Genomic DNA, 18442 nt, shown 5'->3' with positions numbered 1-18442 from the left:
AGGCCGCCTCCTCACGCCTCAGCCCAGCGCGCGGAAGTCGAGCGCGTGCCAGCGGGGACCGACCGGGGTGATCTCGACCCGGCGGGGGTCGACCTCGGCGTCGTCGGGGGTGTCGGCCTCGCGCACGATGCGCACCTCCAGCCGCGAGTCCGCCAGGCCCTCGGCCAGCCCCTCGCCCCATTCGACGACCGTGACGGCGTCGTCGAGGGAGGCGTCGAGGTCGAGGTCGTCGAGTTCGGCGAAGCCGCCGAGCCGGTAGGCGTCGACGTGCACCAGCGCCGGGCCGCCGACCTCGGAGGGGTGCACCCGGGCGATGACGAAGGTCGGCGAGGTGACCCCGCCGCGCACCCCGAGACCGGCGCCGAGCCCCTGGGTGAAGGTGGTCTTGCCGGCGCCGAGGTCGCCGGTGAGCACGACGAGGTCGCCGCGGGTGAGCTGGCCGGCCAGCGAGCGGCCGATCTCGCGCATCGACTCGGCCGTCGGCGCCGCGACGACGGCGGTGCGCAGCGGACGGCGCATCTCCACCAGCGGGGTGCGCCGTGCGATCTCGCGGAAACCCTGCCGCTCCCAGAACCGGATCGTGCGGGGCAGCTCCTCGCGGGCGACGACGGTGAGGTCCTCGGCGCCGTCCTCGGCCTCGAGGACGGCCGCGACGGCGGCGTCGACGAGGGCGCCGGCGAGGCCGTGGCCCTGATGCCCGGGCAGCACCCCGAAGCGGCGCAGGTAGACCGTGGCGCCGACGCGGTCGAACAGGAGCGTGCCGACCGGCACGCCGTCGAGGGTGGCCAGCAGCCCGCCGCCGGCGGCGAGCTTGGCCGCGATCGACTCCTCGGTCTCGGCCAGCGCGTCGGCGGGCGGGTCCATCGGCGCTCGCGCCTCGAAGGCCGCACGGACGACGCCGAGCACCGCTGCCGCGGCCTCCGCACCGACCCGGCTGATCACCGGGCCGCCGACCGGGCCGCCGACCGGGCTGCCGACCGGGCTCGGCTGCTCGACCTCGACCTGCTCCTGACTCACCGTCGTCCCACCCTCTCCGTCGCCGCGGCGATCAGCTGATCGAGCTCGGCGTTGACCTGTTCGTGCCGCTCCATGATGACCATGTGGCCCGCGCCCTCGCACTCCAGGAGTCGCGAGCCGGCGATGCGGCTGTGCAGCTTGCGGCTGTGGCCGACCGCGGTGAGCTTGTCGGCGGTGCCGCATATGACCGACGTCGGCACCTGGCCCAGCACCTCGACGGCGTCGAACTTGTCCAGGCGCCGGAAGTTCGGGAAGAACTCTGCGACCACCTCGAACGGGGTCGCGGCCAGCATCTCGTCGACGAAGTCGAGGTAGCTGCGCGGCACCTCGTCGCCGAAGGCGAACCGGTCGGTGGCCACCGTCGCGACGGCGCGCCCGACGCGGCGCAGGCGGTCGACCGAGCGGTGCCCGTGCGCGAGGGCGCGTACGCCGGTGTGCAGGCCGCGGCCGCCCAGCCGCGAGGGCACCATCGGCAGCAGGATGCGACTGGGGTCGAGACCACCCGCGGTCGTGGAGATCAGGCCGACGCCGACGATGCGCTCGCCGAACAGCTCGGGCCGCTGCTCGGCCAGCGCCACGATCGTCATGCCGCCCATCGAGTGGCCGACGACCACGACCGGTCCCTCGGGCACGGTCTCCTCGAGCACCCGGGCGAGGTCGGCGCCGAGCTGGTCGATCGTCGCGTGGTGGCGATCGGAGCGACCCGACCGGCCATGGGAGCGCTGGTCGTAGAACACCGAGCGCACCAGGCCCCGGTAGCCGGCGCGCTGGAAGTGCCAGCAGTCGAGGTTGAGGGCGTACCCGTGCACGAAGACGATCGAGAGCGGCGGGGCGGGCCGGCGCGGCTGGTCGGGCGGAGCGGCGTACTCCTCGATCTCCACGTGCAGCGGGACGCCGTCGTCGGCGACCACGGTGAGCGGCGGCGTCCGCAACGAGCCGAACGGCGTGAGGTCGCCGGCCCCGCGGCGGTGGATGACCCGATGGCGGCGGGCGACGCCGACCGCCGTCCCGGCCACGGCCAGACCGGCCGCGGCACCCGCTGCGCGGACGAGCGCGGTACGCACTCTGCTCATGCGGTCGTCTCCTCCCCATCGGGCTCGTCGAGCTCATCGGGCTCGTCGGGCTCATCGATGTGGTGACGGGCGAAGCGACCGCCGAGCCGGGTGACGATCTCGTAGCTGATGGTGCCGCAGGCCTCGGCCCACTCCTGGGCCGACGGCGCGGGCGCGGGGCCGATCAGCACGACCCGGTCGCCCGGGGCGGTCGCGCTGCCGGCACCGGCCGCGCCGAGGTCGACGACGAACTGGTCCATGCACACCACGCCGCGGATCGGGGCCCGGACGCCGCCGACCTCGACCTCGGCGCGGTTGCCCGCGGCACGCGGGATGCCCTCCGCATAGCCGACCGGCACCAGCCCGACGGTCGTGGCGGACGACGCCCGCCACGTGTGGCCGTAGGAGACGGCCTCGCCGGCGCCGAGCGGCTTCACCATCGCCAGCCGCGCCTGCACCGTCATCGCGGGACGCAGCCCGAGCGCAGGGTCGAGGTGGCCGGGTGCCGGGTCGAGTCCGTAGCTGGCCAGGCCGCAGCGCACCAGGTCGAAGCGGGCCGAGGGCCGCAGCAGGGCGCCGGCGGAGTTCGCTAGGTGGCGCACCTCGGGCTCGAGCCCGGCCGCCTCGGCGACCGCGAGCGCGTGACGGAACGCCGCCTCCTGCGCGGCGTTGGCCGGGTGCTCGGGCTCGTCGGCGCAGGCCAGGTGCGACCAGATGCCGGTGACGCGCCACCGCCCGTCGGCCTCGCCGGCGCGGGCCGCCGCCACGAGGTCGGGCCAGTCGGCGAGTGCTGCTCCCCCACGCGAGAGACCGGTGTCGACCTTGAGCTGGAGCCGCGCGGGGACGCCGGCCGCGGCGACGGCCGCGCCCACGGCGTCCAGGTCGGCACGGGTGTAGGCAGTGACGTCGACGCCGGCGGCCACGGCCGGCGTCCAGTCCTCGCCGGGCACGGTGAGCCAGGCGAGGATCCGCCCGGTGTCGCCGGCCGCGCGCAGCTGCTCGGCCTCGCGCAGGCTGGAGACGCCCAACCAGGCGGCCCCGGCCTCGCGGGCGGCGCGGGCGCAGGCCACCATGCCGTGGCCGTAGGCGTCGGCCTTGACGACCACCATCACCGGGGTGGCGGTGACCTCGGCGAGGCGCCGCACGTTGTGCCGCACCGCTGCGAGGTCGACCAGGATCTCGGCGCGCTCGACGCTCATGCGATCCTCCGGCGGTCGAGATGCAGCGCCATCCGGTGGTCGAGATGCGGCGCCGCCCGGTGGTCGAGGTGCGAGGCGCCCTGGCGCCGAGCCGCGAGACCCGGCGACGTACCCGCCGACGCCACCCCACGCCCCCTCATGCCACGCCCCCTCATGCCGCGCTCTCGCCCAGCAGCTCGCGCAGCACGACCGGCAGCGCGCGGGCGACGTCCCCAGCGACGATGGGTCCGCCGGCGGCGGCCCGGGTGGCGGCGGCCCCGTGCACCCAGGAGCCGACGCCGGCGGCGTCGAACGGGTCGAGTCCGGCGGCGAGCAGGGCTCCGATGACCCCGCCGAGCACGTCGCCGGCACCGGCCGTGGCCAGCCACGGGGTGCCGGTGGTGGTGACACGCACGCGGCCGTCGGGGGCGGCGATGAGCGTGTGCCGTCCCTTGAGCAGCACGACGGCGTCGTACCGCTCGGCGGCGGCCCGAGCGTGGTGGAGCATGCGGGCCTCGATGTCGGTGCGATCGGCGCCGGTCATCGCGGCGAGCTCGCCGGCATGTGGCGTCAGCACCGCCGGGACGCCGAGGGCGCCGCTCACGTGGGCAAGGGCATCGGCGTCGACCACGAGCGGGACGCCGTCGGCCCGAGCCGCCGCCAGCTCGTCGGCCGCGGTGTCGCCGCCCCCGGAGCCGACCACCCAGGCCTGCACGCGTCCGGCGCCGACGATCTCGGGGTGCGCCTCGCGCACGCGGTCGGCGACGGCGGAGTCGCCGACGTAGCGCACCATGCCGGCCAGGCCGCAGGCGGCGCCACCGACGCAGAGCAGTCCGGCACCGGGGTACTGCGCCGAGCCGGCGCGCACGCCGACGACCCCGCGCGTGTACTTGTGCGCGAAACCGCCGGGGAGCGGCAGCAGGGCGGCGACGTCGGCGGCCTGCAGCGCCTCGACGCCGGCCGGCGGGAGCACCGGCGCGAGCCCGATGTCGACGAGGTGCACGACACCGCATGCCTCGGCCGCCGGGTCGACGAGATGGGCGATGCGGTGGGTGCCGAAGGTGACGGTGACGGCCGCGCGCACGTGGGAGCCGGTGAGCTCGCCGGTGTCGACGTCGATGCCGCTCGGCACGTCGACGGCCACGATCGGGACGCCGTCGAGGGCCGCGAGCGCGGCCACGGCGTCGTCCCGCAGACCGGGGCGTCCGCCGATGCCGACGATGCCATCGAGGACGACGTCGGGGCGCTGGGCCGTGGGCAGATCACGGTGGCCGCGGGTGAGGCGGCCGCCGGCGGCCCGCAATGCGGCGAGCCCCTCGGCGTGCGGCCGCTCGGCCAGCAGCCAGGCCTCGACGCCGACTCCGCGCCGGGCGAGCATCGCCCCGGCCCACAGTGCGTCGCCGCCGTTGTCGCCCGGGCCGACCAGCAGCACGACCCGGCGTCCGTAGGCGCCGCCGAGCAGATCGAGCACCGCCGTGGCCAGCCCGCGTGCCGCGCGCTGCATGAGCGCCCCCTCGGGCAGCTGCGCCATCAGCGCAGCCTCGGCCGCACGGATCTCGGCGACCGGGTGGGCGTGGCGCATTCGACCAACCTAGGGGATCGGTGCTCGAGAGGACGGATCGGCCCGGCGTCCGATTTCCGGAGGCACTTCTCAGGGGAAACTGTCACCTATCGGCCGATATTTCCCCTGAGAAGTGCAGGAGTCACCGGTGCACCGGTGATTCCGACACGCCCAGACCCGAGCCCCGCCGACGTCACACGTTCTGGGGGAACCCCAGGTTGAGCCCGCCGTGCGAGGGGTCGAGCCAGCGCGAGGTGATGGCCTTCTCGCGGGTGAAGAAGTCGGCGCCGGCCGGGCCGTAGGCCTTGGCATCGCCGAAGAGCGAGGCCTTCCAGCCGCCGAAGGAGTAGTAGGCCACCGGCACCGGGATCGGCACGTTGATGCCGACCATGCCGACCTCGACCTCGCGCTGGAAGCGCCGCGCGGCGCCGCCGTCGTTGGTGAAGATCGCGGTGCCGTTGCCATACGGGCCGGCGTTGATGAGCGCGACGCCGTCCTCGTAGCCCGACACCCGCACGACCGAGAGCACGGGGCCGAAGATCTCCTCGGTGTAGGCGCGTGAGGACGTCGGCACGCGGTCGAGCAGCGTCGGGCCGAGCCAGAAGCCGTCGGCGGCACCGTCGGCCACGACGTCGCGGCCGTCGACCACGATCTCGGCGCCGTCGGCGGCGGCGATCTCGACGTACCCGGCCACCTTGTCGCGGTGCTCGCGGGTGATGAGCGGACCCATGTCGCACGAGCGCCGGCCGTCGCCGGTGACGAGCTTGCCCATGCGGTCCTTGATCTTGCCGATCAGCTCGTCGGCGATGGAGTCGACGGCGACGACGACCGAGATGGCCATGCAGCGCTCACCGGCGGAACCGAAGCCCGCGTTGACCGCGGAGTCGGCGACCAGATCGAGGTCGGCGTCGGGCAGCACGAGCATGTGGTTCTTCGCGCCGCCCAGCGCCTGCACCCGCTTGCCGTGCCGGGTGCCGGTCTCGTAGACGTACTGCGCGATCGGGGTGGAACCGACGAAGGAGATCGAGGCGACGTCGGGGTGCACGAGCAGCGCGTCGACGGCCTCCTTGTCGCCGTGGACGACGTTGAAGACGCCGTCGGGCAGGCCGCTCTGGGTGAGCAGCTCGGCCAGCCAGATCGCGGCCGAGGGGTCCTTCTCCGAGGGCTTGAGCACCACGCAGTTGCCGGCCGCGAGCGCGATCGGGAAGAACCACATGGGCACCATGGCCGGGAAGTTGAAGGGGCTGATGATGCCCACCACGCCCAGCGGCTGCTTGAGGGAGTAGACGTCGACGCCGGTCGAGGCGTTCTCGGAGTAGCCGCCCTTGGCCAGGTGCGGCATGCCGCAGGCGAACTCGACGACCTCGAGGCCGCGCTGGATCTCGCCGGCGGCGTCGGAGAGCACCTTGCCGTGCTCGGCGGTGATGATCGCGGCCAGCTCGTCCTTGCGGGCGTTGAGCTTCTCGCGGAACGCGAAGAGCACCTGCTGGCGCTTGGCGATCGACGCCTCGCCCCACTCGGCGAAGGCAGCGCGGGCGGTGGCGACGGCGGCGTCCAGGTCGGCGGCCGAGGCGAGCCGCACCTGTGCGGCGACCTCGCCGAGGGCCGGGTCGTAGACGTCGCCGAGGCGGGTGCCGGTGCCGGTCGCGCGGGTGCCGCCGATCCAGTGGTCGATGACGCGCATGTCAGATCTCCTTGTCGAGCAGGGTGAGGACCTCGTCGTAGATGCCGACGGCCTCGGCGACGTCGTCGTCGCTCACGATGCACGGCGGGACGACGTGGATGCGGTTGTCGGCGGCGAAGGGCAGCAGCCCCCGCTCGAGCAGGGCGGTCTTGGCGCGCCCGATGAGGGCGGCGGAGACCGGCTCGCGGGTCGCCCGGTCGGTCACGAGCTCGACGGCCCAGAAGACGCCGGTGCCGCGCACCTCGCCGATGATCGGGTGCCGGTCGGCGAGTTCGTGCAGCGCCGGACCGAGGACGTCGCGGCCGATGCGCGCGGCGTTCTCGACGACGCCCTCGGCGGCCATCGCGTCGAGGGTGGCCACGATGCTGGCGGCGGCCAGCGGGTGGCCGGAGTAGGTGAGGCCGCCGGGGAAGACGCGCTCGTCGAAGGTGGCCGCGATCGGGTCGGAGATGACGACGCCGCCGACCGGCACGTAGCCGGAGTTCACGCCCTTGGCGAAGGTGATGAGGTCGGGGACGACGTCGTAGGCGTCGAGGGCGAACCAGTGCCCGGTGCGGCCGAAGCCGGCCATGACCTCGTCGAGGATGAGCAGGATGCCGTGCTGGTCGCACAGCGCGCGCACGCCCTCGAGGTAGCCCGGCGGGGGCATCAGGACGCCGGCGGTGCCGGGCACCGTCTCGAGCAGGACGGCGGCGATGGTGGCCGGGCCCTCGGCCTCGATGACGCGGCGCAGGTGGTGCAGCGCGCGCTCGGACTCCTGCTCGGGCGTGGTCGACCAGAACTCCGAGCGGTAGAGGTAGGGGCCGAAGAAGTGGGCGTGGCCGCGGGCGTACTCGTTGGGCATGCGCCGCCAGTCGCCGGTGGCGACGATCGCGGCACCGGTGTTGCCGTGGTAGCTGCGGTAGGCCGAGAGCACCTTGTCGCGGCCGGTGTGCAGGCGGGCCATGCGCACGGCGTTCTCGATGGCATCGGCGCCGCCGTTGGTGAAGAAGACCTTGTGGAAGCCCTCGGGCGCGCGGGCCACGATGCGGGCGGCGGCCTCGCCGCGCTGGAGGTTGGCGGTGGACGGCGCCACCGTGGCCAGGCGTGCAGCCTGCTCGGCGATGGCCGCGACGACGGCCGGGTGCCCGTGGCCGATGTTGGTGTTGACCAGCTGGCTGGAGAAGTCGAGGTAGGTGCGCCCGGCGTGGTCCCACAGACGGGTGCCGCTGCCTCCGGCGATGACGAGCGGGTTCAACGCGCCCTGCGCCGACCAGGAGTGGAAGACGTGGGCGCGGTCGAGGTCGTGGGTGCGGGCGTCGAGGGTCGGGTCGAGCCCGGTCGCCGACGTCGGCAGGTCGAACGTGGTCACGCGCACCTCCGGAAGATTGTTATTGCCTGATCTGAACATTTCCATGACCGAGGCATCCCGAGCAAGTCCGGAGCCGCTAGGGTCTCGCTCCGTGAGCCTCCCCGACGCCGTCAGCCGGCTCGACGACCGCAGTCCGCGCGGCGTCGCCGGCGCCTTCGCGCGGCTCATCGCCGACGGCGACCTGGCCCCGGGCGAGCGGCTCCCGACGGTGCGCGAGGTCGCGGCCGGACTCGGCGTCAGCCCGGCCACCGTCAGCGAGGCGTGGCAGGCCCTCCAGCGGGCCGGGCTCGTCGTCGCGCGGGGCCGCGCCGGCACCTTCGTGCACGAGACCCCGCGCGCCTGGCTCTCCCCGCGCCTGCGCGGACTGCGCGGCGACGCCGTCACCGACGACGTCCGCCTCGACCTCTCCCGCGGCACCCCCGACCCCGAGCTGCTGCCCGACCTGGCGCCCGCGCTCGGACGGGTGGCGATCCGCGCGGGCACCGGCAGCTATCAGGACGAGCCCGTGCTGCCCGGCCTGGACGACGCCCTCCGCGCCCTGTGGCCGACCCCGCCCGAGGCGCTCACCGTCGTCGACGGTGGCCAGGACGGCGTCGAGCGCACGCTGGCCGAACTGGTCTCCTACGGCGACCGGGTGGTGCTGGAGAGCCCCGGCTACCCGCCGTTCCTCGACCTGGTCGAGAGCCTGGGCGGGCGCATCGTGCCGGTCGAGCTCGACGCCGAGGGTGTGCGCGTCGACTCCCTGCGCGAGGCGCTGGCGACCCGACCGGTGGCCGTCGTCCTGCAGCCGCGGGCGCAGAACCCCACGGGCGTGTGCCTGTCCCCCGAGCGCGCTGAGCGGCTGGCACGGCTGCTGCGACGACGCGAGCACGCCGGGGTGCTGGTGATCGAGGACGACCACTCGGCCCTGCTCTCGACCGCACCCGAGGTGACGCTGAGTGCGTTGCTGCCCGGGCGCGTCGTCCACGTGCGCAGCCTCTCGAAGTCGCACGGCCCCGATCTGCGCGTCGCCGGCCTCTCCGCCCCCACCGCACTGGTCGACCGGCTGGTCGCCCGCCGCATGCTGGGGCCGGGCTGGACCTCGCGGATGGTGCAGACGATCGTGCTCGACCTGCTCACCTCGCCGTCCTCACGCGACCAGGTGGCCGCGGCGCGCACCGCCTACGCCGCCCGCCAGGAGCGCCTCGTCGCCGCGTTGGGCGCGCACGGCGTCCGGCTGGCGCAGCCCGACGGCATCAACCTGTGGCTGCCGGTCGCCGACGAGCAGGCCGCCCAGCTCGACCTCGCCGCCGCCGGCCTCCGCGTCGCCGCCGGCTCGACCTTCCTCGCCCCCGGCCACGCCCCCGGCGCGTTCGTCCGGGTCACCGCCGGCCGGGTGCCCGAGAGCGAGGCGGACGGCGTCGCCGCGGCGCTGGCGCATGCGGCGGGGGCGTGAGGCCCCACGAGCCCCACTCACCCCTCCAGCACCACGACCGCCGAGGCGATCCCGGCGTCGTGGGAGAGCGAGACGTGCACCGAGGCGACGCCGAGGGCGCGGGCCTGCTCCAGCACGGTGCCGCGGATCTCGAAGAGGGGGCGGCCGGTCGACTCCGAGACGATCTCGGCGTCGTGCCACGACATCCCGACCGGGGCGCCGAGCGCCTTGGCCAGCGCCTCCTTCGCCGCGAACCGGGCGGCGAGGGACGCCGTCGTCCGGCCCGCCTCGGACGGCGTGAAGAGCCGCTCGCGCAGACCGGGCGTGCGCTCGAGGGAGGCGCCGAAGCGCTCGATGTCGCAGACGTCGATGCCGACCCCGAGGATCGCCACTACTCGACCGTGACCGACTTGGCGAGGTTGCGCGGCTGGTCGACGTCGTGGCCCAGCGCGGTGGCCAGCTCGCAGGCGAACAGCTGGAGCGGCACGACCGAGACGAGCGGCTGGAGCAGCACCGGCACCCGCGGCAGCCGCACGAGGCGGTCGGCGTACGGCGTGATGCGGGCGTCGCCCTCCTCGGCCAGGCAGATCGTGCGGGCCCCGCGGGCGCGCACCTCCTGGATGCCGCTGAGCATCTTGTCGTGCAGCTGGTCGCGGCCCTGCGGCGGCACGATGCAGAAGACCGGCAGGCCGTCGTCGATCAGCGCGATCGGGCCGTGCTTGAGCTCGCCCGCGGCGAAGCCCTCGGCGTGGAGATAGGCGAGCTCCTTGAGCTTGAGCGCCCCCTCCAGCGCGGTGGGGTAGCCGGCGTGGCGACCCAGGAAGATGAAGGAGGTGCTGGCCGCGAACTCGTGCGCCAACGCGTACACCTCGTCGGCGCGCGCGAGGATCGACTCGATGGCGGCCGGGATCTGCTCGAGCTGACCCATGATCTGGTCGATCTCGTCGCCGAACCGGGTGCCCTTCACCTGCGCCAGGTAGAGCGCGAGCAGGTAGCAGGCCACCAGCTGGGTGGTGTAGCCCTTGGTCGAGGCGACGCCGATCTCGGGTCCGGCGTGGGTGTAGATGACGGCGTCGGACTCGCGCGGGATGGTCGAGCCGTTGGTGTTGCAGATCGCGAGCACCTTCGAGCGCTGGGTGCGCGCGTGGCGGATGGCCTGGAGGGTGTCGGCGGTCTCGCCGGACTGGCTGATCGCCACCACCAGCGTGGAGTAGTCGAGGATCGGGTCGCGGTAGCGGAACTCGCTGGAGAGCTCGACCTCGACCGGGATGCGGCACCAGTGCTCGATGGCGTACTTCGCCACCAGGCCCGCGTAGAACGAGGTACCGGCCGCGATGATGATGATCTTGTCGATGTCGCGCAGCTCCTGGTCGGAGAGACGCATCTCGTCGAGCTGCAGCGAGCCGGTGCGCGAACGGCGTCCGAGCAGGGAGTCGGCCACCGCGTGCGGCTGCTCGAAGATCTCCTTGCGCATGAACCAGTCGTGACCGTCCTTCTCGGCGGCCGAGAGGTCCCAGTCGACGTGGTAGCGCCGGCCCTCGGCGGGGACGCCGTCGAAGCCGGTGACGCTGACGCCGTCGCGCGTGATGGTGACGACCTGGTCCTGGCCGAGCTCGAGGGCCTCGCGGGTGTGCTCGATGAAGGCGGCGACGTCGGAGCCGAGGAAGTTCTCCCCCTCCCCCAGGCCGACCACCAGCGGGGAGTTGCGGCGCGCGGCGACGACCCGGTCGGGGTCCTGGGCGTCGACGGCCACCAGCGTGAACGCGCCCTCGAGGCGCTGGCAGACCCGCTGCATCGCGGTGGTCAGGTCGACCCCGGACTCGACCTGGAGCTCCAGCAGGTGGGCGGTCACCTCGGTGTCGGTCTCCGACAGCAGGAGGTGGTCGTCGGCCTCGAGCCGGGCCCGCAGGTCGGCGAAGTTCTCGATGATGCCGTTGTGGACGACGGCCACGCGACGCACGGCGCCGAGGTGCGGGTGGGCGTTGACGTCGTTGGGGGCGCCGTGGGTGGCCCAGCGGGTGTGGCCGATGCCGGTGGTGGACGCCGGGAGGGGGTCCTCGCTGATCGACTTCTCCAGGTTGGAGAGCTTGCCGGCCCGCTTGTCGACGGCGAGCGTGCCCTCGGCGGCGCGCACCAGCGCGATGCCCGCGGAGTCGTATCCGCGGTACTCCATGCGCCGTAGGCCCTCGATGACGACCTCCTGCGCGGAGCGGTCACCCACATACCCGACGATTCCGCACATAGCCGGGCAGTCTACCGACCGGCGGGCCCCCGACCGGCTTCGGCGCGGCGGCTGCAAGAATCCGGCCCATGACCGAGGAGCAGCGGCCGGTCGAGGATCACCACGGCCCGTCGCATCGGGAGACCTCGCCCTACATCGAACTCGATCGCGAGGCGTGGGCGGCCCTGGCCCAGGAGACCACCAGCCCGCTGACGGGCGAGGAGATCCACCGCCTGCGCGGCCTCGGCGACGCCCTCGACCTCGAGGAGATCGAGCAGGTCTACCTGCCGCTCTCGCGGCTGCTGAGCCTCTACGTCGGTTCCGCAGGCCAGCTGCACCGCGACCAGGAGAACTTCCTGCACCAGCGGACGCCGCCGCGCACCCCGTTCGTCATCGGTCTGGCGGGCTCGGTGGCGGTCGGCAAGTCGACGACGGCCCGCGTGCTGCAGCAGATGCTGGCCCACTGGCCCGAGCACCCGAACGTCGCCCTCGTCACCACCGACGGCTTCCTCTACCCCAACGCCGAGCTCGAGCGCCGCGGCCTGCTCCAGCGCAAGGGCTTCCCGGAGTCCTACGACCGCCGCGCGCTCATGCGCTTCGTGGTCGACATCAAGTCGGGCAAGGACGAGGTCGAGGCCCCGATCTACTCCCACCTCATCTACGACGTGGTGCCCGACGAGAAGGTCGTGGTGCGGCGTCCCGACATCGTCATCATCGAGGGCCTCAACGTGCTCCAGCCGGCCCGGGTGCGCGACGACGGCCGCACCGGCCTGGCGGTGAGCGACTTCTTCGACTTCTCCGTCTACGTCGATGCCGGCACCGCCCACATCCGCGACTGGTACGTCGAGCGGTTCCTGCGGCTGCGCGAGACCGCGTTCCGCGACCCGAGCTCCTACTTCTCCAAGTACGCCTCGCTCTCCCACGACGAGGCGATCGAGGAGGCCCAGCGCATCTGGGACGCCATCAACGGCCCCAACCTGGCCCTCAACGTGCTGCCCACCCGCTCCCGCGCGACGCTGGTGCTGCGCAAGGACAAGGACCACTCCGTGCGCTACGTGCGGCTGCGCAAGGTCTAGGCGCCGGACGGCGTCCGGCTCACCGGGTCTCGCGGCTCCTCGCTGGCGCTCGTCGCACCTCGACCACCGGGCCGGTCTCAGAGCGAGAGCCGCTCCCGCACCACGTCGACGAGCCGGTCGGCGACATCCTGGGCCTCGGGGGCGGTCGGCGCCTCGACCATGACCCGCACGAGCGGCTCGGTGCCCGAGGGGCGCAGCAGGATGCGGCCGCGATCGCCGAGCGCGGCGGCCTCGGCGTCGACGGCGGCGATCAGGGCGGGGTCGTCGCAGCGGTCCTTGTCGACACCGGCGACGTTGACCAGCACCTGCGGCAGACGGGTGACCACCGCGGCGAGGTCGGCGAGCCGACTGCCGGTGGCCTGCATGCGGGCGAGCACCTGGAGCGCGGTGAGGATGCCGTCGCCGGTGGTGGCGTGCTCGCTCATGATCACGTGCCCCGACTGCTCGCCGCCGAGGGAGAAGCCGCCCGCACCCATCTCCTCGAGCACGTAGCGGTCGCCGACGGCGGTCTGCCGCACGGCGATGCCCGCTCGGCGCATCGCCTGGAGCAGCCCGAGGTTGCTCATCACGGTGACGACGAGGGTGTCGTCGGTCAGCCGGCCGGCGTCGCGCAGCCCGAGCGCGAGGATGGCGAGGATCTGGTCGCCGTCGACGACGACGCCGTGGTGGTCGACGGCCAGGCAGCGGTCGGCGTCGCCGTCGAGGGCGAAGCCGGCGTCGGCGCCGTGCTCGAGCACGGCCCGCCGCAGCGGGTCGAGGTGGGTCGAGCCGCAGCGGTCGTTGATGTTGAGGCCGTCGGGCGAGGCGTTGATGACGATGACCTCGGCACCGGCCTCGCGCAACGCGAGCGGGCCGGCCTCGGACGCCGCGCCGTGTGCGCAGTCGAGGACGACGCGCAGCCCGGCGAGCGGGCGGGCGTGGGCGTCGGGGCCGAGCGTGGCGACGAGGTGGGCGACGTACTCCTCGATGGGGGTGGCGTACGGCGTCACCCGGCCGACGGCACCGCCGGTGGGACGCTCCCACTCGGTGCCCATGAGCTCCTCGATGGCCTGCTCGAGGGCGTCGTCGAGCTTGACGCCGCCGCGGCCGAGGAACTTGATGCCGTTGTCGGGCATCGGGTTGTGCGAGGCGCTGATGACCACGCCGAGGTCGGCGTCTAGCGCGTCGGTCAGGTAGGCGACCCCGGGGGTCGGCACGACCCGCAGGCGGACGACGTCGACGCCTGCCGAGGCGAGCCCGGCAACGACCGCGTGCTCGAGGAACTGGCCCGAGATGCGGGTGTCCCGGCCGACGACGGCGAGAGGCCGGTCGCCACCGAAGTCACCCCGGTCGACGAGCACGCGGGCGGCGGAAACGGCGAGGTCCAGGGCCAGGCCGGCGGTCAGACCGCCATTGGCCAGGCCCCGGACCCCGTCCGTGCCGAAGAGACGAGCCACGAGGGCTTGTCGTCAGCGCTTGCTGAACTGCGGCGCCTTGCGCGCCTTCTTCAGACCGGCCTTCTTGCGCTCGATCACGCGGGCGTCGCGGGTGAGCAGACCGGCCTTCTTCAGGGTGGGGCGGTTGGCCTCGAGGTCGACCGCGTTGAGGCAGCGGGCCAGGCCGAGGCGCAGGGCGCCCGCCTGACCGGTGATGCCGCCGCCGTGCACGCGGGCGATGACGTCGAAGCGGCCCTCGAGCTGCAGGGCGGCGAACGGCTCGTTCACGACCTGCTGGTGCAGCTTGTTGGGGAGGTAGTCCTCCAGGGTGCGGCCGTTGATGGTCCACTGGCCGGTGCCGGGGACGATGCGGACGCGGGCGACGGCCTCCTTGCGGCGGCCGGTGGCCGCGGCGGGGGCGATGGTCGCGGGACGAGCGGCGACGGTCTCGGCCGACGGGGTGCTCTCGGACGTGTAGGCGACGCCGTCCTCGTTGACCTCGAAGGTCTCCTCGACCTCGGTGGTGTCGGTGGTCTCAGCCACGATATTCCTCTGGTTCTCTTCGACGATTACTGGGAGATCTGGCTGATCTCGAACGGAACGGCCTTCTGGGCCTGGTGCGGGTGGTTGGGCCCGCTGTAGACCTTCAGCTTCTTGAGCATCTGCCGGCCGAGCTTGTTCTTCGGCAGCATGCCCCAGACGGCGTTCTCGATGGCCTTGCGGGCGTCCTTGTCGAGGAGCTCGCCGATCGGGGTCGCGGAGAGACCACCCGGGTAACCGGAGTGGCGGTAGGCCATCTTCGTGGTGCGCTTGGTGCCCGAGAGGGCGACCTTCTCGGCGTTCACGATGATGACGAAGTCACCGGTGTCGGTGTTGGGCGCGAAGATGGGCTTGTGCTTGCCGCGGAGCAGGTTCGCGGTCTGCACGGCGAGGCGACCCAGCACCACGTCTTCGGCGTCGATGACATACCACTCGCGCTGGATGTCACCCGGCTTGGGGGCGTACGTACGCACGGCTGATCAACTTTCTCGTTCGTGAGCCCGGAGCGGCGGGAGCCGTCCGGGTGGTGCAGCGGCGTCCTCTGACGAACACGGCCCGGCTCGCCGACCGGTGAGGGCCGACCTCCGGGACTGCCCCGATCTCTCAGCGGAAAGGTCGAAGCGGCAGGGGACGCGACCGCCAAGACTACGAGGACGCCGTCCGCAGGGTCAAAACCGCAGGCGCCGGATGAACCGCGAGGAGCCTCGCGGCGACGCCGGATGAACAGGCGTCGACCATCCCGAACGTGCCGTGACCCGCCCGGCGCGGCGTCCGTTCCAGGCGTCGTGAGCACCTCGAACCCCACCCCGGACCAGACCCAGAGCCCCACCCAGAGCCCCAGCCTGAGCTCCGGCCTCGGGCAGCAGCGGCTGCCCCGCCGCACCGTCGTCGCCACCGCGGCGACGGCCGCCGCTCTCGCCCCCGTCGCCGGGCTGGGCGCCCGCGCCGCGGCCGCGCCGAGCACCGTCGCCGCACCCACCGCCCGCGACCGCGCCGTCTTCCAGCACGGAGTGGCCTCCGGCGATCCCCTGCCGGACGCCGTCGTCCTGTGGACCCGCGTCACCCCCATCCCCGAGGCGACGCCGGGCTCGGAGAAGGGGCCGCGCACGAAGGTCGCCTGGGAGATCGCCACCGACCCCGCCTTCCGGCACGTGGTGCGCTCCGGGCGCCTGGAGACCTCCGCGTCGCGCGACCACACCGTGAAGGTCGACGCCACCGGACTGCGCCCGGCCACCGACCACTGGTTCCGCTTCCACGCCGCCGGCGCCACCTCGCCGATCGGCCGCACCCGGACGGCGCCCGCCGCGGGCGCCGCGCCGCGGCAGCTGCGCTTCGGCGTCGTCTCCTGCTCCAACTACCCCGAGGGCTACTTCTCCGCCTACCGCCACCTGGCCGCGCGCGAGGACCTCGACGCCGTCGTCCACCTCGGCGACTACCTCTACGAGTACGAGAACAAGGACACCGACCTGCGCTCGCCGGCGCCGGCGCTGGAGATCCTCAGCCTCGCCGACTACCGCCAGCGCCACGCCTCCTACAAGCAGGACCCCGACCTGATGGCCCTGCACGGCCGCGTCCCCTTCATCACCGTGTGGGACGACCACGAGGTCGCCAACAACTCCTGGAAGGGCGGGGCGGAGAACCACGACCCCGCCACCGAGGGCGACTACGGACGCCGCATGGCCCGCGCCCACCGCGCCTACGACGAGTGGATGCCGGTGCGTCTGGACGGCACCGCGCGCCTGGGTGACGGCACGCGGCTCTACCGCACCCTCGCCTACGGCACGCTGGCGGAGTTCGTGCTGATGGACCTGCGCACCTACCGCGACGAGCAGACCTCGGTGCCGGTCGACCCGGCGGTCGCCTCCCCCGAGCGCAGCATCACCGGCGCGACCCAGATGGCCTGGCTGAAGCGTCGGCTCTCGACGTCGCGGGCGCAGTGGAAGCTGCTGGGCAACTCGGTGATGATCGCCCCGCTGTCGCTGGCCGCGGTGCCGCGCCAGTTCGTCGACGTCCTCGACCAGCTCGCCGGGCCCTTCCCGGCGGAGGCCACGATCAACAGCGACCAGTGGGACGGCTACACCGCCGATCGGCGCCTCCTCTTCGACCACATCGCGGCGGAGTCGATCGAGGGGGTCGTGGCGCTGACCGGCGACATCCACACCGCCTGGGCGATGGACCTGCCCGTCGACACCGGCACCTACCCGACCTCCGGCACCGTGGGCGTGGAGTTCGTGGTGCCCTCGGTGACCAGCGACAACTTCGACGACATCCTCGGCGTCCCGCCGCACACGGTGGACGACGTCCTGGGCGAGGGTCTGCTCGCGGCCAACCGGCACATCAAGTACGTCAACCTCGACGACCACGGGTACGGCGTCCTGACGGTGACGGCGGCCAGCACCCAGATGGACTACTGGATGGTCAGCGACAAGGCCGACCCCGAGGCCACCGTCGCGTGGGACGCCGGCTACGTGACCCAGGCCGGGTCGGGCACGGTCGCGGCCGCCGCGAAGCCGGTCTCCTGAGCCGGTCTCCTGAGCCGATCGAGCCCGCAGATGACCGGTAATCGGAAGCTACTGTCCGGTGGTTCTCCACCACCCCGCCCGGCATTCCGTGGCCCCGACACGCCCACTAGGTTAGGGAGCGTGACTGAATCTCTGACCGTCCGCGACAACCGCACGGGCCAGGAGTACGAGGTACCGATCGTCGACGGCACCATCAAGGCCGCCGACCTCGGCAAGATCAAGGCTGAGGGCGACGCGCCCGGCCTCGCGGTCTACGACCCCGGCTTCGTGAACACCGCCTCGTGCCGCAGTTCGGTGACGTACATCGATGGCGAGAAGGGCATCCTCGAGTACCGGGGCTACCCCATCGAGCAGCTGGCCGAGAAGTCGACGTTCCTCGAGGTCGCCTACCTGCTCATCCACGGCTCCTTGCCGACCAAGGCCGAGTACGAGGCCTGGGTGCACGAGATCACGTACCACACGTTCGTGCACGAGAACATCAAGGAGTTCATGCAGGGCTTCCGCTACGACGCGCACCCCATGGGGATGCTCATGGCGTCGGTGGGGGCCCTGTCGACCTTCTACCCCGACGCGCGGCACATCAGCGAGGCCGACAACCGGCACATGCAGATCGTGCGCATGATCGCCAAGATGCCGACGCTGGGCGCCTGGTCGTTCCGGCACGCGCAGGGCAAGCCGTTCGTCTACCCCGACAACGACCTCAGCTACACCGCGAACTTCCTCTCGATGCTGTTCAAGATGAGCGAGGCGAAGTACGAGGCCGACGAGCGTCTGGTCAAGGCCCTCGACGTCCTGTTCATCCTGCACGCCGACCACGAGCAGAACTGCTCCACCAACGCGGTGCGCTCGGTGGGCTCCAGCCAGGTCGACCCGTACTCGGCCGTGGCCGCCGGCGTCGGCGCGCTGTTCGGCCCGCTGCACGGTGGCGCCAACGAGGCCGTGCTGCGCATGCTGCGCCGCATCGGCTCGCTGGAGAACATCCCCGCCTTCATCGAGGGCGTGAAGAACGGCAACGAGCGCCTCATGGGCTTCGGGCACCGGGTCTACAAGAACTACGACCCGCGCGCGAAGATCATCAAGAAGGCCTGCGACGACGTCTTCGAGGTCACCGGGGTCAACCCGCTGCTCAAGATCGCCCAGGAGCTGGAGAAGATCGCGCTCGAGGACGAGTACTTCGTGCAGCGCAAGCTCTACCCGAACGTCGACTTCTACTCCGGCCTCATCTACGAGGCATTCCAGTTCCCGCCGGAGATGTTCACCGTGCTCTTCGCCATCGGCCGCACGCCGGGCTGGCTCGCGCAGTGGAACGAGCTGGTGCAGGACAAGGAGCAGAAGATCGCGCGCCCGAAGCAGATCTACACCGGCGACCGGGGCCTGACCTTCACCCCGGCCTCCGAGCGCTGGGCCTGAT

General features: G+C 72.9%; 15 protein-coding genes. 4 read left to right on the top strand and 11 right to left on the bottom strand.

The genetic code is table 11. From position 1 onward, the window contains the following. Positions 1-18: 18 nt before the first annotated feature. From tsaE to ABD671_RS02515, 6 genes are all read right to left on the bottom strand, one after another. The gene (tsaE, locus tag ABD671_RS02540) at positions 19-1017 is read right to left on the bottom strand and encodes a tRNA (adenosine(37)-N6)-threonylcarbamoyltransferase complex ATPase subunit type 1 TsaE (RefSeq protein ID WP_344731636.1); all 999 of its coding nucleotides are present in this window, start codon (positions 1015-1017) and stop codon (positions 19-21) included. Next, entirely contained in the window at positions 1014-2090 is a 1077-nt protein-coding gene (locus ABD671_RS02535; protein ID WP_344731635.1) for an alpha/beta fold hydrolase, read from the bottom strand. The genes tsaE and ABD671_RS02535 overlap by 4 nt, the downstream gene beginning before the upstream one ends. Then, positions 2087-3268, bottom strand: coding sequence for an alanine racemase (gene alr, locus ABD671_RS02530; RefSeq protein WP_344731634.1), 1182 nt, complete (start codon positions 3266-3268; stop codon positions 2087-2089). Before alr ends, ABD671_RS02535 begins: the two co-directional genes overlap by 4 nt. Before the next feature lie 151 nt (positions 3269-3419). Continuing rightward, positions 3420-4829 carry an NAD(P)H-hydrate epimerase gene (locus ABD671_RS02525; RefSeq protein WP_344731633.1) on the bottom strand — a complete coding sequence of 470 codons (1410 nt, stop codon included), beginning with the start codon at positions 4827-4829 and terminating at the stop codon, positions 3420-3422. A gap of 172 nt (positions 4830-5001) precedes the next feature. Then, a complete protein-coding gene (locus tag ABD671_RS02520; RefSeq protein WP_344731632.1) occupies positions 5002-6492 on the bottom strand; it encodes a CoA-acylating methylmalonate-semialdehyde dehydrogenase in 1491 nt (496 codons plus the stop codon). Between the two features lies 1 nt (position 6493). After that, the gene (locus ABD671_RS02515; protein ID WP_344731631.1) at positions 6494-7843 is read right to left on the bottom strand and encodes an aspartate aminotransferase family protein; all 1350 of its coding nucleotides are present in this window, start codon (positions 7841-7843) and stop codon (positions 6494-6496) included. 91 nt (positions 7844-7934) lie between these two features. Between ABD671_RS02515 and ABD671_RS02510 the strand changes: the two genes are divergently transcribed. Further along, positions 7935-9278 carry an aminotransferase-like domain-containing protein gene (locus tag ABD671_RS02510; protein ID WP_344731630.1) on the top strand — a complete coding sequence of 448 codons (1344 nt, stop codon included), beginning with the start codon at positions 7935-7937 and terminating at the stop codon, positions 9276-9278. 17 nt (positions 9279-9295) lie between these two features. Here ABD671_RS02510 and ABD671_RS02505 read toward each other — a convergent pair whose 3' ends face one another. Continuing rightward, positions 9296-9649: a holo-ACP synthase gene (locus tag ABD671_RS02505; protein ID WP_344731629.1), complete on the bottom strand. Its 354-nt coding sequence runs from the start codon at positions 9647-9649 to the stop codon at positions 9296-9298. Continuing rightward, positions 9649-11499, bottom strand: a complete 1851-nt coding sequence (gene glmS / locus ABD671_RS02500; RefSeq protein WP_344731628.1) for a glutamine--fructose-6-phosphate transaminase (isomerizing) — start codon at positions 11497-11499, stop codon at positions 9649-9651. The genes ABD671_RS02505 and glmS overlap by 1 nt, the downstream gene beginning before the upstream one ends. 68 nt (positions 11500-11567) lie before the next feature. On the opposite strand from glmS, the gene coaA reads away from it, so the two are divergent. Further along, positions 11568-12554: a type I pantothenate kinase gene (coaA, locus tag ABD671_RS02495; RefSeq protein ID WP_344731627.1), complete on the top strand. Its 987-nt coding sequence runs from the start codon at positions 11568-11570 to the stop codon at positions 12552-12554. A 77-nt stretch (positions 12555-12631) separates the two neighbouring features. On the opposite strand, the gene glmM is transcribed toward coaA, so the two are convergent. The 3 genes from glmM to rplM are packed head-to-tail and all read right to left on the bottom strand — an operon-like array spanning position 12632 to position 14982. Beyond that, complete coding sequence (gene glmM / locus ABD671_RS02490; protein ID WP_344731626.1) at positions 12632-13990, bottom strand: phosphoglucosamine mutase; 1359 nt, start codon at positions 13988-13990, stop codon at positions 12632-12634. 12 nt (positions 13991-14002) lie between these two features. After that, entirely contained in the window at positions 14003-14512 is a 510-nt protein-coding gene (rpsI, locus tag ABD671_RS02485) for a 30S ribosomal protein S9 (protein ID WP_344731625.1), read from the bottom strand. Positions 14513-14538: 26 nt separating this feature from the next. Next, a complete protein-coding gene (rplM, locus tag ABD671_RS02480; protein WP_344731624.1) occupies positions 14539-14982 on the bottom strand; it encodes a 50S ribosomal protein L13 in 444 nt (147 codons plus the stop codon). Positions 14983-15294: 312 nt separating this feature from the next. On the opposite strand from rplM, the gene ABD671_RS02475 reads away from it, so the two are divergent. Together ABD671_RS02475 and ABD671_RS02470 are read left to right on the top strand one after the other, a co-directional pair. Next, complete coding sequence (locus ABD671_RS02475; protein ID WP_344731623.1) at positions 15295-17031, top strand: alkaline phosphatase D family protein; 1737 nt, start codon at positions 15295-15297, stop codon at positions 17029-17031. A 120-nt stretch (positions 17032-17151) separates the two neighbouring features. Further along, positions 17152-18441: a citrate synthase gene (locus ABD671_RS02470; protein WP_344731622.1), complete on the top strand. Its 1290-nt coding sequence runs from the start codon at positions 17152-17154 to the stop codon at positions 18439-18441. Position 18442: the final 1 nt, after the last annotated feature.

Source organism: Nocardioides fonticola, assembly GCF_039536805.1.
Taxonomy (GTDB): Bacteria; Actinomycetota; Actinomycetes; order Propionibacteriales; family Nocardioidaceae; genus Nocardioides; species Nocardioides fonticola.
Note: the sequence above shows the minus strand (reverse complement) of the source record. Positions and strands in the feature narration are given on the sequence as shown.